Source organism: Prevotella multiformis DSM 16608, from assembly GCF_000191065.1.
GTDB lineage: Bacteria > Bacteroidota > Bacteroidia > Bacteroidales > Bacteroidaceae > Prevotella > Prevotella multiformis.
This window is the reverse complement of the sequence record NZ_GL872283.1, coordinates 756,926-774,071: the sequence shown is the minus strand read 5'-3', so window position 1 is coordinate 774,071 and position 17,146 is coordinate 756,926. Positions and strand designations below refer to the sequence as shown.

The window sequence follows — 17,146 nt, the reverse complement described above, 5'->3', positions numbered from 1 at the left end:
AACAGGCGTTCAAAGGGGGGCTGCCTGCTCCGGACGTACCAGACAAACCCCTTTCCTTTCCAGATCAATACCACTGGACAGCATTGCTGATGCCGCTCCGCTTGTCATACTTCAGCGCATCCGTCAGCGTCGAGGCATTGCAACGGAAGGTGAAATTATACGATGTATAAGGTGCCAGCACCACCGATGCGCTCATATTGAAGCAATGAAGGTCGCGCGACAGACTGGCCGTGGTCATGCTCATGGCATGGTTTTCGAAGTCGTAGCCGCTTGAGAAGTTGATGTTCCAGCCGTCACTGATGCGGATGTTCCCCGAGAAGTTCAGCGTCTGCGTGAACTTATAAGGATAGCGCATCGTCTTGGTATTGAACCGTCCGGCCGTATTCTCACGCATCGTGATGCCATAGCCGATTGTCAGCGACCACGGCATATTGAAGCGCATATAACCGTTGTCGTCCGTCTCGGCAATGTTGCCGCGCTTCTTCTTTGCCGCATGCTTCCCCTTTTCAAGGTCGTCGTCCATATTGGATTCGATGTCCGTGTCGGGACCGTCACCGTCGTCGTCCGTCTGGTCATCCTCCTTGTCCTCCTTATGTCCGAACCACTTCTTCAGTTTCTCCGGGTTCAACGTGAACGAGAAATTCTGCGACATCCCCTGGAAGCGGGGCAGCCGGCCATAGCCCCATTCGGTATGGTTGCCGACATAAGGTTTTCCGCTGGCGTCAAGTTCGTAAGCATAGGTGGCAAACTGCGCATTCATGGAGAAGGTATAGTTCTTCCACCACTTCAGACGCAGGCGCATGCTGAGGTCGCTCCAGCGATGATAGTCGGCAGCGGCATTGTACGACATGCTCGCTCCCAGCTCGTCGATGATGCTTATCTTCCTGAAGCCCGTGGAGTCCTTGTCACTCCTGACCTTCATCTCGATGTTGTTGCTTACGTCCCAACTGATCATCTCGGTCTTGTACTTCCCTGGGACGCTGTACAATTCATCCTGATAAGGCGAGTATTCCACGAGTTTCACGTTACCGCTGGCATCCGTGTACTGGTAACTGTCATAATAGCCATAACGGCGTGCGCCGAAGTTCGGCGAATAAAAGAAAGAGATCTGCGGCGTGATGACATGGCGGATCGCCTGGATTCTGTCGCCGAAGAGCTTGCGGTTCGGTGTCCAGAATCCATACAGCTTCGTGCTGGCTCCCACGCTCATGCTCCAGTTATACACATTGTGGAAGCCGTATGTGGTATCTGTCACGACCTCCTTCTGCTTTACATTGTCCCATCCACGCAGCACTTTCTTGGAATACATGCGGTCTGTAAAATTGAACGACGGTGTGACATTGATGTAATTGAACACGGTGAAGTTCGCCTGCACAGGGATTGTATGCTGAAAGGCATTCTTCCAGTCCTTGAAAAGATTGGCATGCAGCAGCCGGTCTTCCTTGGTGGAGATGGAATTGGACAGCTGGCCGGTATAGCTCATCGAAATCTTCTCATACCACCGGTCCTTGCCCACAGCGTGCCTGCGCTTGAACGGATAGAAACGGCTCAGACTGATGTTCAGGTCGGGCAGCGTCATCTGGATGGTCGAGTCGCGCATATTCTGCGCCAGATTGGTCGTGGCGCTCAATGAGAGGCCTATACTTGAGAAATTCGTGCTCCAGCTGACGGACGATGTACGGGTAGACTGCGTGAGCGTCTGCGGATTGTACATGCTGTTGAGGTTGTTGCGCTCATAGCTCGACGTGGCGAAGTTCACGCTTGCCGCCAGCGAACTGTAGGGGTTGGCCTTGGGATCCTGACGGTGGCTCCACTGTATCTTGAAGCTCTCCTGCTCCGTGAAGTCCGGCAGTCCCTTGTCGCCGGTCTTCGAATCCTGGTAACTGAAGAGGAACGAACCGGAATACCGGTAGCGTTTCCGGTAGTTGCTGGCCGCCGAAACGCCCCACGACCCCTTGGTGTAGATCTCCCCCAGGAGCTTCAGGTCCCACTTGTCGCTGATGGCGAAATAATAGCCTCCGTCGCGCAGATAGAACCCGCGGTCGTTCTCATCACCGTAGTTCGGCATGATGAATCCGCTCGAATATTTCTTCGAGAAAGGGAAGAACCCGTAGGGGATTGCCAACGGAAGGGGGACGTCGGCCACGACCAGATAGGCCGGACCGAAGACGACATCCTTGCCCGGGCGCACCTTGGCACGCGAGAGGGCGATGTAGAAGTCGGGGTGAGGATCATCACAGGTGGTGTAGCGGCCATGCTGCAGATAGATGACACCCGAAGAGTCGCGCTTGCCCACCTCGCCGCTGAGGAAGCCGTCCTGCTGCTCGGTATAGACCCCTTTGATCAGACCCTTCTTCGACTTGAAGTTGAAGGCCATCGTATCGCTCTTGTACTCGTCCTTGCCCATCGTGAAGAGCGGTCTGCCCTTTATGCCGTCTTCCTCCGCCGAGTCGGCCGTTCCCGTGGCGCGCACCGTACTGCTGTCAAGGTTCATGAAGACCTTGTCGCTCGCAAGTTTCATGTTCTCATAATCCACCTTCGCATTGCCATACAGAAAGGCCGTTCCCGTGGCCGCATCGTAGACGAGGGAGTCGTCAGCCGAGTACTTCACCGGTGCATCGATGCCGTTCGAGCGTGCCCGCATCATACTGTCGGCACGGATGGAGTCGTCGATGGCCTTGTTGTGATGGTAGATCGCCAGCTGGAGAGAGTCCATCTTCGTGGTATCCGGAATATGCTCGTTGTCCTCCCGGCCTGTCCCTGCGGCCTGTCCCTGAAGCAGACTGTCGACCACAATCGTGCCGGCTTTTGCTTTCCGGGCTTTCTTACCCTTCGGAACAGGCATATTGACACTTGCCATCGCACAGACGATGGCAAACAACAGAAGGAGTATAATGCTCTTATTTCTCATTGCCTAAATAACGTGCAAAAATACTCAAATAATGCCGAAAAACAGCCACCATTACGCTATTTTAACGTTTCCCGCAATCCCTGTCTGCAGCACATGGAAGCCTGAAGCTCCGTGTGTCATACATTACCACAGCATCGGTACTCCTGTTCCCAACGCCCGGTACTCCTGTTCCCAACGCCTGGTACTCCTGTTCCAGACGGCTGCGGACAGGACACCCCTGCTGTCACGGCTTTGCATCGCCGCCTGTAGATTCCGCCAGACAGGTACAGACAAAGAGGAGACTTTCGCCTTATCTCCTGAAAAAGGGGAAGGAAAACCCCTTACTGACTGCATATAATCGGGATTTATTTCGTAAATTTGCAGACGAAACTATCAGGTAAAAAAACAATTCATACGAAATATAACTGAACTTATGTCGATCACAAACCTGCTGACCGGACGCTCCGCTTCATTTCCGCTGTTGATCATGGGCCTGCTGTTACTTGACACATCGCAGGTCATGGCCCAGCAGAATATCGCCTTTCGCATCCGGCAGCAGACAGAGGAACCCGTCGACGCAGCAACGCTTATCATTACCGACCAGAAAACAGGCAAAGTCGTTGCCAATGGACTGACGGAAGCAGACGGAAAACTCAGCTGCCAGCTCACGGACGGCAGTTACCAGCTGTATTGCGGAGCCATCGGATGCCGTGACACCACGGTTCTCTTCTCCATTCCCGACAACAACGACACTTATAACATCTACCTGCGCCCAGACGGAACAGAGCTGGAAAACGTTGTCGTCACAGCCCGCAAACGACGCCCGTTGATAAAGATGGAAAGCGGAAAGATAAGCATTTCCGTTGCCCGGTCTTATCTTGCCAACCTTGGTAATTCCTTAGATGTTCTGCGCCATACACCCAGTGTGAGGCTTGACAGTAAAGGAAATCTGTCGCTTTCTGCCCTCGGCAGTGCTACCGTCTATGTGAACGGGAAGCGCATACGACTTCAAGGTGAAGTACTTACTGCCTATCTGCGTGCTATCCCGTCTTCCAATATTGCCAGCATTACCACCTCTACCAATCCCGATGCCAGTTATGACTCGGAAGGGGCAAGCGGTATTATCGACATCACACTGAAGAACAATAACGAGCGAGGACTCTATATTTCCACCTCGCATGGTGTTTCCTTCTGGAACCACCTGCGCCAGAGTTCCGATTTCAGCATGGCTTACAACAAGCGGACATGGCAGCTGGGCATCAATTACAGTCACAACATCGGACACTACGACATGGAATATGGCACTGACAGGATACAGGACGGAGACCGCAACTTCTCGGAGACCGACGATACCGACAAGCGTAACACCTACGCTGGCGGACTGGCTTTTGTCTTCCAGCCCAGCAAACGACACAAGCTGACGCTGAACACATCGGTTGATGCCCTGACGGGACCTGGAGTTACGGCAACCACCACATGGATATATAAAGGTAGGGAAACACTCCATGAAATATTGAAGGCAAGAAATGACTATACCAAACAGGAGAATACAAAATATACGACGGGCATAGGCTATCAGTTTGCCATCACAGAACAGCAGAGTATCGCTGCAAATGCCGACTGGATTCACGTTGACGGATTGAGCAGGAATCAACAGCCCAATGCGTTCTACTCTCCTGACGGGAAGCTGCTGCGTGAAGACGACTATCCAGCCGAAAACAAGAAAACAATCAACATCCTGTCGTCAACAGCAGACTACAGACTGAAGAACAGCCGTGGTGGAGAACTGCTGGCAGGTGTCAAGGCTGCCAAGGTGGAAAGCCGTAACCGATTCGGCTTCTATGCAAAAGGCGCACTTGACCTCACAAGGTCAAACAGGTTTACCTATCAAGAGTCAAACCTTGAAGGCTATATGCAATATGCCCAGCAGTGGAAGCGGCTGCAGGCTTCTGCAGGCTTGCGAATTGAATATATGCAGACTGTAGGGACATTGAAATCCTATCAGGACGGAACAGTGATGGAAGAGAACAAGAACTGTCACACAAGGCTCTTCCCCAATCTCTCCGTCAGTTACGACCTCAACAACAGTTCAAAGCTCACACTCGCCTACAGCAAACGACAGGACAAACCGAGATATGAAGACCTCAACCCCTTTGAATATCTGCTGGACGAGCTGACCTACTGGAAAGGAAATCCGTTTATCCAACCGCAGATAAGCCATAAGATTTCATTAGGCTACACTAAGAACAGCCTTAGCATTACCCTATCCTACAACCAGCTGAATGACTATTTCACTCAACTTCCCGACACTTACAAGAAGAACTGTATTGTCATGACAACCAAGAACATCGGCAAGCAGAAGCAGCTGGCACTTGACCTTGTATATAACAAACGCCTTACATCATGGTGGGACATCAGTACAAACATCGGTGCCTATTACTTTGTCAACCATCTTGACTACGAAACCTACAGAGAAGATTATCGTCGACCATCCTGCAACCTTACCCTTTCAAACGACATACAACTGCCTGCAAAGATACGTATGGAGCTGTCTGCCAAATATGCAAGCAAGTCTCAAGGCAAGAGTTATGAGGTGCTCAAGCCAAGCGGAAGCATAGACATCGGACTGAGCAGACGGCTGCTCCGTGACCGTCTCTCACTATCCTTGATGGTTACCGACCTCCTCTACACTGAACGTTGGGACAGTTACGGACGCAAAGGGGCATTGCAGTTGGACATCTGGGGGCACAGCGAAAGCCGCCAGGTACTCTTCCGTGTACACTACAACTTCGGAAGCAGGAAGTTTGAAACAGACAAGAACCGGGTGAAGGAGGCGGAACGTCTGTAGAAACCTCCCTCAAGACAGACCTGGCAGACACCGGGGACTCCATTCACCGGAAACACCGACATCAGACATAAAATACATAACAGACAATTTCAATCAACATCAAAACCAAACAAGTAAAATGAGAAAAACGGTATTAGGCTTCATCGCCAGCTTCATGGTGCTTTCCGCACATGCCCAGGATCTGAAGATCAAGAAAGGAGAGGTTCTGCTTGACGGCACAGCGGTAGCACTTGTAAAAGAAGAGAAGAGAGTCTGCGAACTGTCTACGCCCGACGGGAAAAAGGTGTTCACATTCTTCATTACGAACAGGACAAAACAAGGCGTCAGCACACCGGAAGACTGGCTCCAGTTCACATCGCCCGAAGGTGCAGTCTTTGAGCTGCAGAACCCGAAAGACAGGATTGTCCTGTCCAACACAAAGTACTTTGTCTACAAGCTGTTAGACAGCAAGCCCCAGCTCATCGCCGGCAGCGGCATCAACCAATCCGCCATTGCCGACCTCTTCGGGCAAGGCTCACGTCCTTTCTCTGCGAAATGGGACAGCATCTATACCGTAGTCAAAAATATGGAGAAAGCCGATGAGGACTTCACAGCACAGCATCCTTTCTCCATCAACGACAACGGCGACATCATCATCAACAAAGAGGTGGTGGGAAAGGTGCTTGTCAATGACCCATCATTAGGCAAAAGAAACTATTATATCAAGGACCGTGTGGGCAACCAGGTGGCCGAGATCAGGCTCGAATCGTGGAGCAGCAGCGAGAACTTCAGCAATATAACGACCTGTGATGACAGGAAACTTCCCTTCCTGCAATACAAGACGGCACCCCAGCTCTCCGAGAACGAGATGGTACGCCGCATGGTATCCAAACTGCTTGCCAACGGCTATGCACTGGGAGACATGACGGAGAACATCAAGCTGCGACTGGCCAACAAGGCAAAAGCAGAGGAACAGCAGGCTGCCGACGAAGAACGACAGCTGGTGAAAGAGACCAGGGAGGCTTCCGTGAACATCTATAATGTGCCTGGCAAGGTGGTACTTGCCGACGGTACGACACATGAGGGCAGCATCACCATCGTCTATGAATCCATTGAAAAGAAGATGGGCAAAGGGACCAGTGGCATCCTCGACCTTGACGCTCCGGCAATGGGATCAGCCGTAACATTGACGCACAACGACGCGAACGGCAAGACCGAACAGAAGTTCAAGGCTGCCGACAACGTAACCGTCTATGCAGGCGGCAAGACCTACATCGGCGTAAAAGGATCGAAAGACGGTGTGCTGACGAATGCCGGCGGCAGTGGTTCCATCAATATCGGGACACGCCACCCACAGTTCTTTGAGGTACGCTTTACCGACGGAAAGGGCAACTACATCCTGGAACATCCATTGGATAAAGACGAACTTTATCTGAAGCTGAAGGACAGAAAAGAGGCTATCTATCTTGGCGACAAAGCCATGTTAGGTACACGGAGTGCAAAGACGAGGACAAAACTGACAGCTGAATATCTGAACCGTCCAGATATGGATGCCTCCAAATATGACACCCGGACACTGGAAGGGCTGCGACAGCTGATTGCCGATTACGATGCAGCCGGCAGCAAGTAAGCCCTCCGCAAACGAAAATCGGACCGGAATCCACAGGGACTCCGATCCGATTTCTCTTTATATTCTCTCAAACTTTACTTTCTTTCTAAACTCTTAGCGTAAGGAATGAGCGTGCTGCCGGCTTATGCCAGACAAGTTGCACGACCCATGTTGTACTCACTGATGACGTTTGTCAGATAGTTGAACAGCTTACGCATAATGCTTGCTTTCTTGATTCTCTCTTTCATAACGTTTTCCTTTCTTTTCTTGTTAAACAATCTTTTTACTTGTGTCTGCCTATTGAGACTGAAGCCCTTTCAGTGGTCACCTCTTGTTATCCTGATGAGGTGCCGTTTGTTTTGTTTTGTGCTTGCAAAGTTAGTGCGGTTTCCGGCCTCAAACAAAAAAAACCGCCTTTTTTACCTTGATCTTTGGGTAAAAGTTGACTTTCATCAAAGATTTTGACGCATGTCAAACGCCTGGATTGACCTATGTCAACCCCATGAATTGACCTGCGTCAAGCCGTATCATGTCCTTGCTCATGCCGACAATCCCCAGGAGGAGACGCACCTTTCCTATAATACTACGGCAATAAATCGGCGGCGGGAAGCGACATATCACGTTTTCTTTTCTTACCTTTGCACCATGAATACAGACAGACATCACGGTTTCAGGCTGCCTGCAGAATGGGAACCGCAAAGCGGCGTCATGCTGATATGGCCGCACGAAGACACCGACTGGCGGCCTTACCTGAAAGAGATTACCGAGGTTTATCTCCAGATGGCGGATGCCATTACACGCCATGAGGCCTTGCTCATCACGGCACGAGACACAGAGCAGGTGCGCAACTTACTGGCAGAAAGGCTGACAGAGGAACAGATGAGGCAGGTAACCCTCTTCGCCTGTGACAGCAATGACACATGGGCACGGGACGTTGCTCCCATCTCCCTCGTTTCGGATGCGCAGCCCAAGGGCAGCTTCCAGCCCATCCACCTGCTTGACTTCTGTTTCAACGGATGGGGCGGGAAGTTTGCAGCTGAGAAGGACAACCGGATCAACCGGCAGATCTATGAAGCGGGACTCTTTCACGGTGCACTGGAAAATCACAAGGACTTTGTGCTGGAGGGCGGTTCGATAGAAAGCGACGGAGACCATACGCTCTTTACGACAACCGGCTGCCTGACAGCACCGCACCGCAATCAGCCACTCACAAAAGAGGATATCGACAGACGGCTGCGCCTGCTCTTCCCGAACGTGGAGCGTGTCGTCTGGCTGGATCACGGTCAGCTGGCAGGCGATGACACCGACGGACATATCGACACCATCGTACGCATCGCTCCGGATGACACCTTATTATATATAGGATGTGACGATGAGACGGACGAACATTATGAGGCGTTCCGCCTTCTGGAGGAACAGCTGAAGAGACTTCGTACGCCCGACGGCAGACCTTACCGTCTGCTGCGCCTGCCGATGCCGGATGCCATCTATGACGACGGTGAGCGGCTGCCGGCGACCCATGCCAACTTCCTTGTCATCAACGGAGCGGTACTGGTACCCACATACCATCAGCCCGAAAAGGACAAGGCCGCATTAGGAACCATACAGGAAGCGTTCCCCGGCCGGGAGATTATCGGTATCGACAGCCGTACAATCATAAGGCAGCATGGATCCATCCACTGCCTGACGATGCAACTGCCTTGACTCAGGCAGGTACGGAAAATGTCCTGTCAGACAAAAAGAAATGCCCCCGTCTGTCCGTAGAACAGGTTGTTTACCGGACAAACGGGGGCATCTACTCTTCTTCGTACACCCCTCATGGGTGCTTTCTGATACATCTTCCTTCTTTTTCCGAACCGGGCGAGGAAAGACGTTCTCTCGGGTTTCCGGCCTGAAGGATATTGCCTGCTGCCCCCATCGGAACAGCAGGCACAGTGACAGGGGATACGCTTATGCTTCCTTGTCGTACTCGAGATGGAAATTGACAAGGGTCTCGATGCCTTTCAGCCAGAGGTCAACCGGCATATTCTCGTTCGGCGAGTGGATGGCATTCGACTCCAGACCGAAACCCATAAGAACACTCTTCGCACCGAGCATCTTCTCAAAGGTAGAGATGATGGGGATGCTTCCACCGATACGGACTGGCAACGGCCGCTTGCCGAAGACAGTCTCAAAGCCACGTTCCGCCGCCTTGTAAGCCGGGAAGTCGATCGGACAGACGTAGCCGTAACCGCCATGGTGTTTCTCCACTTTCACGGTAACGGTGTCGGGAGCGACGCGGTTGAAGTAGTCGATTACCAGTTGACTGATCTTGTTGTGATCCTGATGCGGGACGAGACGGGACGAGATCTTGGCGTATGCCTTCGATGGGATGACGGTCTTGGCACCGTCTCCCGTATAGCCGCCCCAGATACCGCAGACATCGAATGACGGACGATAGCCTGTGCGTTCGATCGTGCTATACCCCTCCTCACCGAAGAGAGCCTTCACACCGATGGACTTCTTATACGCATCCTCATCGAAAGGAATTGAGGCAACGAGCTTGCGTTCCTCTTCGGAAGCCTCCTCCACATCATCATAGAAACCAGGAATCCGGATCTTTCCGTCAGGTCCCGTCACGTCGGCAAGCAGCTTGCAGAGGACATTGATCGGGTTGGCGACAGCCCCTCCGAACGTCCCGGAATGGAGGTCATGATCGGGACCTGTCACCTCAATCTGCCAATAGGACAGACCCCGCAGCCCCGTTGTGATGGAGGGAACATCAGGACTGATAATACCCGTGTCGGACACGAGTATCACGTCACACTTCAGCAGTTCCCTGTGTGCTTCGATGAACGGACCGAGGCTTCCGGATCCGATTTCTTCCTCACCTTCAAAGATAAACTTCACATTATGCTTCAGCAGGTTGTGCTTGTTGACATACTCGAAAGCCTTCGCCTGCATGAACGACTGTCCCTTGTCATCATCGGCACCGCGTGCCCAGATATGGCCGTCTTTCACGACAGGCTCGAAAGGTTCGGTCTTCCACAGCTCGAAAGGCTCGGCCGGCATCACGTCATAATGCCCGTAAACCAATACGGTTTTCGCCTTCGGGTCGACCATCCGCTCGGCATAGACCATCGGATTCCCCTTTGACGGCATCACCTCTGCCTTGTCGACACCAGCCTCAAGCAGCAGTTCCTTCCACCGTTCGGCACAGCGCACCATATCCTCCTTGTGAGCCGGTTGCGCACTTACGCTGGGAATGCGTATCAGACTGAACAGCTCCTCGAGCATCCTGTCTTTGTTCTCTTCTACATAATTCTTGATCATAGTGATTTGATTGTTGATTTTCGTAATGCTCGCAAATTTAAACATGATTTACGACTTCTGCAAGTTTTCCGTGGTTTTTATTTCGCACAACTGTTCTACGGACAGCGTTCCGTTGACAGAGACATCCGCTGCCTCTTTCGGGTACTTCACACGGAAATATCCTGTCAGCAGGATTGTTTCGGGCAACTCGCCGTCTCTCCAACTTCTAGCAGACTGTCGGAAAAGTACCGCCAGACAGCTGATGATACTTAACCGACAGGCTGACTCTACTTGACCGGAAAGTCGACTATGCTTAGCCGACAAACAGGATATACTTAACCCGCAAGCGGATTCTACTTGACCGAAAGCTCGACTATGCTTGGCAACAGGCAGAATATACTTAGCTGACAGACGGAATATACTTAACCAGCAGGCCAGCCCTACTTGACCGACCGTACCGGCCGAGTCCATCCAGCAAGATGACAACCGTCCGGCTTCATGCAACAATCAACTTCATACCGGATCGGTCCTTCCCCATCATAGAGCAGGGAAACGACCGACCTGCCGGAAAATATTTCCCGGACGGGAAAGCTCCCACAAGCAGTCCTATACGACTTTCCGGCCAGATCTTAAACACCCGACCATCCTCCCTACCGTACGGCCGCAGCTTCCCTGATGTAGGAAGAACGGTCAACGAAAGGAAGAAGAGCATACCTTCCCCCGGTAATCTCCTTCAAGGACAGACTCCGGAACTCAATGTCATAGCCGTCGTCCTGCCCGCGTACCTCATACAGGAAACCGATGCGGCGGTTCTTCATGCTGACCATCGTCGAATAGCACGATGAGCCGTCCGTCACGCACAGCCCTTTCTTCCATCCACGGCCCAATGCATCAGGCGTGGAATAGTCGGCATAGGCAGCCAGCTCCTTGTAATAGAAGCCCACGCTGTCGCGGCGTGCGCTGAGCGGCACGGACTGGAGGGCTACGAACAGCCGGCGTCCGTCGGCCGTCCTCCTTGCCGGAACGACCAGGATACCGCCGTTGCAGGCGTTGACCTGCCTGCCGGTCATGTTCTCCGGCATCACCTCCTGTCCCCAGCTGCCTGTGCCCTTGAGGGCATCCGCATAGGTGAAGACATTGAATCGCCGTCCGCCATAGACATCCCGGCAGCTGAGCAGCACGCTTCCGTCGGGCAGTTCCTCCACTTTCGACTCGTCCTGAGCGACAGAGGGAGCAACAGCGGGAGAACCCAGCACGCTCCATGTACGGCCGAAGTCGTCGGAATAGATGACGAACGTGCCGCAACGGTCCACTCCTCTCTGCCGGACGGGATGGGCGATGTACAGCCGGTAGAACCGTCCCTTGCGGATGTACCGGCTCTGCATGATCTTCCCTGAAGTCAGGAAGATGCCGTCGGGACTTCCGCCGCCGGGCAGCCGTCCGTCATAGAGACCGTGTATCATTTCCGTCAGGTCCGTCCCGTTGTCCCATGTCCTTCCGCCGTCGGTGCTGCGGAAGAAGAAGGCGTGCATGGGATTCCGGCGTGTCGCCGTCTGGTAGCCGGTCTTCCCGGCGACGCAGCTCATCAGCACGTTGTCCGACGTGCGGTCGGCGACGATGCACGGATCGCCGAAAGCCGTGCGGACGGTGTCCGCAGCCTGCTCATCGCCCCTTGCGACACAGAGCGTGTCCGACCATGTGCGGCCGTGATCCCTGCTGGTCTTCATGACGACATCGATCTGCCAGCGGCCGTTGCGGTTGTTCCACCCCACGTCCGCATGACTGAAGCGGAAGTCGCAGGCCGCCAGCAGCGTGCCCCGCCGTGTCTCGGCGATGGCCGGGATGCGGTAAGGGACGGGGCTGTGCGCCCTATCAAAAACGATGGTGGTAAAACCATCATCGTTTTTTTCTTTCCTGTCGTTTCCTATCTCGACCGCACCGGCCTGTAACAGTACGGTACAGAGGATGACAGCTGATAAAATCCTTTTATACATGGATAGCATTTGCCGGATTTATACTAAAATTTATATTCCACAAACGCCTCCATCGCTTCGTAGCAGGCCATCCCAAGATCATCGTAAAGCTTGGCGGTGCCGCGGTTGCGGTCCTCGGAACGCTGCCAGAAGAGCCGTTCGTCGTTGCCGAGGAACGGAGCGCTCTCCATCTGGCTCTGGTGCTTGAGGATGGAATTGCGTTTTGCACGAAGCTCTTCCGGACTGATGGGGACGCACATCTCGATGTTCTCGATTTCCCATTCCGCCCATGCGCCGCGGTACATCCACACACGGCAGTCCTTCAGCCACGCCGCCTTGGCCTCTTTCTCCAGGTCGATGGCGGCGAGGACGGCATCCGTACATTTACGGTGCGTGCCGTGCGGGTCGGCCAGGTCGCCGGCCACGTAGATCTGGTGCGGCTGCACGGTACTGATGAGTTTCCTTACGATATTCACGTCAGCCTCGCCCATCGGCAGCTTCTCGATCTTGCCCGACTCATAGAAAGGCAGGTCGAGGAAGTGGACGTGGTCGAGCGGAATCTGGTTGAAGGTGCAGGCCGTGCGCGCCTCTCCGCGGCGGATCAGCCCCTTGATGGTGCGGACATCCTGTGTGTCGATGTCGCCTTCCTTCTTGTGCTTCAGGAACTCCTTAATCTCCTTGTACTTCGACTTGATGACCTCGTCCTGCTCGTTGCCGAAGAGCTGGTTGAAACCGTTGATGAAGTGCATGAAGCGCACGACCTCCTCGTCGCCGACGGCGATGTTGCCCGATGTCTCGTAGGCGACGTGTACGTCGTGGCCCTGCTGGACGAGGCGGCGGAGCGTACCGCCCATGGAGATCACGTCGTCGTCAGGGTGCGGCGAGAAGACGATGACCCGCTTCGGGAACGGTTTGGCACGCTCCGGACGGTAGGTGTCGTCGGCATCCGGCTTGCCGCCCGGCCATCCGGTGATGGTATGCTGGAGGTCGTTGAATATCTTGATGTTGGCGTTGTAGGCCGACCCGTAGAGAGCCAGAAGTTCGCTGAGGCCGTTCTCATTGTAGTCCTTGTTGGTCAGCTTGAGGATCGGTTTGCCCGTCACCTGACAGAGCCATACGAGTGCTGAACGTACCAGCTTGTCCGTCCACCGGCAGGAAGCGACGAGCCAGGGGTGCTGGATGCGCGTCAGCTTGGCTGCCGCCGAGAGGTCGATGACGACGTGCGCATCGTTGTGCGTCTGCAGGAAAGAGGCCGGGACAGTGTCGCTGACCTTGCCTTCTACGGTCTTCTTGATGATGTCGGCCTTCTCCTCGCCCCATGCCGTAAGGAAGATCCTGCGTGCGGAGAGGATGGTGCTGACGCCCATCGTGATGGAACAGGGAGGAACCGTCTCCTGCGAGCCGAAGCTCATCTTCATCTCCTCGCGCGCCGTCTCGTCGATGAGGATGAGGCGTGAGGCCGACGTGAGGCTCGAGCCCGGCTCGTTGGTGGCGATGTTGCCCATGCGGCCGATGCCGAGGAGGATGACGTCCAGGCCGCCCTGCTCCTTGATGTGCTGCTCGTACTGCCGGCAGTGTTCCTGCACATCGTCCTGGGCAAGCGTTCCGTCGGGCGTGAAGATGTTCTCCGCCTCGATGTCGACATGATTCAGGAAACGCTCCTTCAGCTGGTTGATGCTGCGGTTCACGTTCTCGGCGTTCAGCGGGAAATATTCGTAGGCGTTGAAGACGACCACGTTACTGAAGCTCAGCCTGCCGGCCTCGTGCCGACGGATAAGCTCCTGGAAGATGGGGGTGAGCGAAGAGCCGGACCCTACGCCCATGACGAACCTCCGTCCTTCCTGCTCCCGCTTCTTGATGTCGGCTTCCAGCTGGTTGGCGATGTCGACGGCACCCTCCTCGATGGTCGGGAAGATGTCGGTCGGCACTTTCTCGAAGCGGGTGATCTCCGAACGTTCGATGGCGGTTGCCGGACGGTAGAACTCCTCCGGTATCTGGTTGAGTACGATCTTTGAACTAAGATTCAGCTTCATCACAGGTTCTCCTTTTCTATGTCTTTAAAGTATTTGTATGTTTCTACGGTGAGTTTGTCGGTCGCAGCCTCGTCACAGACGATGATGCCGTGCTCGTGCATCTGCAGTGCGCTGATGGTCCACTTCTGGGTGATGCCGCCCTCTACGGCTGCACGCAGGGCCTCGGCCTTGTGGTGACCGTTGGCGAGAATCAGCACCTCCCGGGCGTCCATGACAGTGCCCACACCTACGGTCAGTGCGTGTGCCGGCACTTTCTCCGGGTCGTTGTCGAAGAAGCGCGAGTTGGCGATGCGCGTGTCAGAGGTCAGCGTCTTCACACGGGTGCGCGAGCGGAGCGACGACCCCGGCTCGTTGAAGGCGATGTGCCCGTCGGGGCCGATGCCGCCGAGGAAGAGGTCGATGCCGCCGGCCTCACGGATCATCTCCTCATAGTGCCGGCATTCTGCCTCCAGGTCTTCGGCATTGCCGTTCAGGATGTGGATGTTCTCCTTCGGGCAGTCGATGTGGTTGAAGAGGTGTTCGGCCATGAAGGTGTGGTAGCTCTGCGGATGGCTCTCGGGCAGGCCGACATACTCGTCCATGTTGAACGTGACGACGTTCTTGAAGCTGACTCTGCCTTCCTTGCAGGCCATCACCAGTTCGGCATACATCCCTTCCGGCGACGAGCCGGTAGGCAGTCCGAGCACGAACGGCTTTTCCTGGTTCCTGGCAGCATTGATGCGCTCGATGACGTAGTTGGCCGCCCACCGGGACAGCTGTTCGTAGTTGGGTTCTATGATTAATCTCATAATCTTTGGTTTTAATTATTTTGTTTGGGTCTGAATGTGCTGTACACGCTGTTCCCCGCTCATGCCGCGGCCTTTGCCTTCTTCGTCCTGTCGGGATAGGTGAACGGGACGAACCATGTGATCAGCAGGGCCGGAATGGTGCATGCCAGTACGACGATGAAGAACATACGGTAGCCCAGATGGTCGCTGAAGTAGCCGCTCAGCATGCCCGGCAGCATGACCCCGAGGTTCATGATGCCGCTGGCAAAGGCGTAGTGGGCCATCTGGTGCCTGCCCGGCGCCACCTGCTGCATCATGAAGAGCGACAGACCGACGAAGCCGAAGCCGTAGCCGAAGTATTCCATGACGATACCGCCGCCGATCAGCCACAGGCTCTCGGGCTGGTAGACGGCAAGCAACGTGTAGGCGACGAAGGGGATGTTGAACACCAGGGCGAGCGAGAAAAGACTCTTCTGCAGCCCCCGCCAGGCGATGTAGTAGCCGGCGAGAATCGAACCGATGACGAACGCCGCAGCACCGAAGGTGCCGTAGCACAGGCCGATTTCCTGTTCGCTCAGTCCCAGTCCCTGCTGGGCACGCGGTGCCTTGAGGAAGAGCGGGACGATCTTCATCACGAATCCCTCGGCAAAGCGGTAGAGGACGATGAAACAGATATAATATATAATATGTCTCTTCCGGAAGAAGTCGAGGAACACCTCCAGCAGCTCGTGCAGAGAATCGTGCAGCGAGACAGGACTGCCCTCCGTCGTCTTCGCCGGGTCCGGCAAGACGGCATAGTGATAGATGCCGATGGTCACCATGACGGCGGCGATGATCAGCATGATCAGCATCCAGGCCTTCGTCACGCCGAAGTGGCCGATGAACGTGCCGGCGAGATAGACCAGCCCGCCCGTCGCGGCAATCTTCGCAATGTTGTAGAATGCCCCCTGCCAGCCTATCCACCGTGCCTGCTCCTCGTTTGACAGCACGGACATATAAGTGCCGTCGGCTGCGATGTCGTGCGTCGCACCGCTCATGGCGATCACCGAGAGTATCGCTATTGTGACCGGGAAGAAAGAGGGAAGATGGAGCGCAAAGGCCACCAGGGCGAAGAGCACGCCTGTGAGCAGCTGCGTCAGTACGACAAAGAACTTCTTTGTCTTGTAAATCTCCAGGAACGGGCTCCACAGCGGCTTCAGCGTCCAGGGCAGCATGATGAGCGAGGTCCAGAAGGCGATCTGCGCATCGCTCACGCCCATTCCCTTGTACATCAGCGTGCAGACCATGTTGAGCACGACGAAGGGCATGCCCATGGCGAAGTAAAGCGTAGGCACCCATGCCGCCGGACTGATCCGTTTCCCGTTGTATGTGGTTTCCTCCGTTAGGTTCTTAGGGTTCAGATTCATTTTGTCTATCAGGATTTTCTAAAGGAATAACAGCCCAGAGGGCACTTTTGCGTATCACCTCAAGACCTATTTAACTTTAATTTACCAATACCCGGTGTACATCCTCGTACAAGGGCATCCTTCCGCCTCGGAGCTATCCGGACACCACCGCACTCCATCATCCGGACAGGGTACAAAGAAACAGGCATCGGAGAGGAAGTCCCTTCCCGACATCTTTTTGCCCGCAGGAGGACCCGGGCATCTGCAAGGACGGACCGTGACCGGGAAACAAGACCGAACGATGCGGATCAGTTCGTCTCATCCGGCCGGATCACAATTGTCCTCTCCAGAAACCGCAGCGACGAGACCAA

9 protein-coding genes are annotated in these 17,146 nt (G+C 54.5%); 3 read left to right on the top strand and 6 right to left on the bottom strand.

The genetic code is table 11. The features are described from left to right. Positions 1-64: 64 nt before the first annotated feature. On the bottom strand, positions 65-2,911 hold the full coding sequence (locus tag HMPREF9141_RS08400) for a putative LPS assembly protein LptD (protein ID WP_007368252.1): 2,847 nt from the start codon (positions 2,909-2,911) through the stop codon (positions 65-67). A 412-nt stretch (positions 2,912-3,323) separates the two neighbouring features. Between HMPREF9141_RS08400 and HMPREF9141_RS08395 the strand changes: the two genes are divergently transcribed. The 3 genes from HMPREF9141_RS08395 to HMPREF9141_RS08385 all read left to right on the top strand — a co-directional run bounded on the left by HMPREF9141_RS08395 (position 3,324) and on the right by HMPREF9141_RS08385 (position 9,030). Then, entirely contained in the window at positions 3,324-5,738 is a 2,415-nt protein-coding gene (locus tag HMPREF9141_RS08395) for an outer membrane beta-barrel family protein (protein ID WP_007368251.1), read from the top strand. Positions 5,739-5,856: 118 nt separating this feature from the next. Then, complete coding sequence (locus tag HMPREF9141_RS08390) at positions 5,857-7,347, top strand: hypothetical protein (RefSeq protein ID WP_007368250.1); 1,491 nt, start codon at positions 5,857-5,859, stop codon at positions 7,345-7,347. Positions 7,348-7,971: 624 nt separating this feature from the next. Next, positions 7,972-9,030 carry an agmatine deiminase family protein gene (locus HMPREF9141_RS08385; RefSeq protein WP_040554721.1) on the top strand — a complete coding sequence of 353 codons (1,059 nt, stop codon included), beginning with the start codon at positions 7,972-7,974 and terminating at the stop codon, positions 9,028-9,030. A gap of 246 nt (positions 9,031-9,276) precedes the next feature. Here the strand turns inward: HMPREF9141_RS08385 and HMPREF9141_RS08380 are convergent, their stop codons facing one another. The 5 genes from HMPREF9141_RS08380 to HMPREF9141_RS08360 all read right to left on the bottom strand — a co-directional run bounded on the left by HMPREF9141_RS08380 (position 9,277) and on the right by HMPREF9141_RS08360 (position 16,796). Next, positions 9,277-10,638 carry a dipeptidase gene (locus tag HMPREF9141_RS08380; protein ID WP_040554719.1) on the bottom strand — a complete coding sequence of 454 codons (1,362 nt, stop codon included), beginning with the start codon at positions 10,636-10,638 and terminating at the stop codon, positions 9,277-9,279. Between the two features lie 629 nt (positions 10,639-11,267). Continuing rightward, positions 11,268-12,611, bottom strand: a complete 1,344-nt coding sequence (locus tag HMPREF9141_RS08375; RefSeq protein WP_040554717.1) for a sialidase family protein — start codon at positions 12,609-12,611, stop codon at positions 11,268-11,270. Positions 12,612-12,634: 23 nt separating this feature from the next. Further along, positions 12,635-14,623, bottom strand: coding sequence for a glucosamine-6-phosphate deaminase (locus HMPREF9141_RS08370; protein ID WP_007368245.1), 1,989 nt, complete (start codon positions 14,621-14,623; stop codon positions 12,635-12,637). Beyond that, positions 14,623-15,411 (bottom strand): glucosamine-6-phosphate deaminase, encoded by a 789-nt coding sequence (nagB, locus tag HMPREF9141_RS08365; RefSeq protein WP_004353564.1) that lies wholly within the window; start codon positions 15,409-15,411, stop codon positions 14,623-14,625. The genes HMPREF9141_RS08370 and nagB overlap by 1 nt, the downstream gene beginning before the upstream one ends. Before the next feature lie 59 nt (positions 15,412-15,470). Continuing rightward, a complete protein-coding gene (locus HMPREF9141_RS08360; RefSeq protein ID WP_007368244.1) occupies positions 15,471-16,796 on the bottom strand; it encodes an MFS transporter in 1,326 nt (441 codons plus the stop codon). Positions 16,797-17,146: the final 350 nt, after the last annotated feature.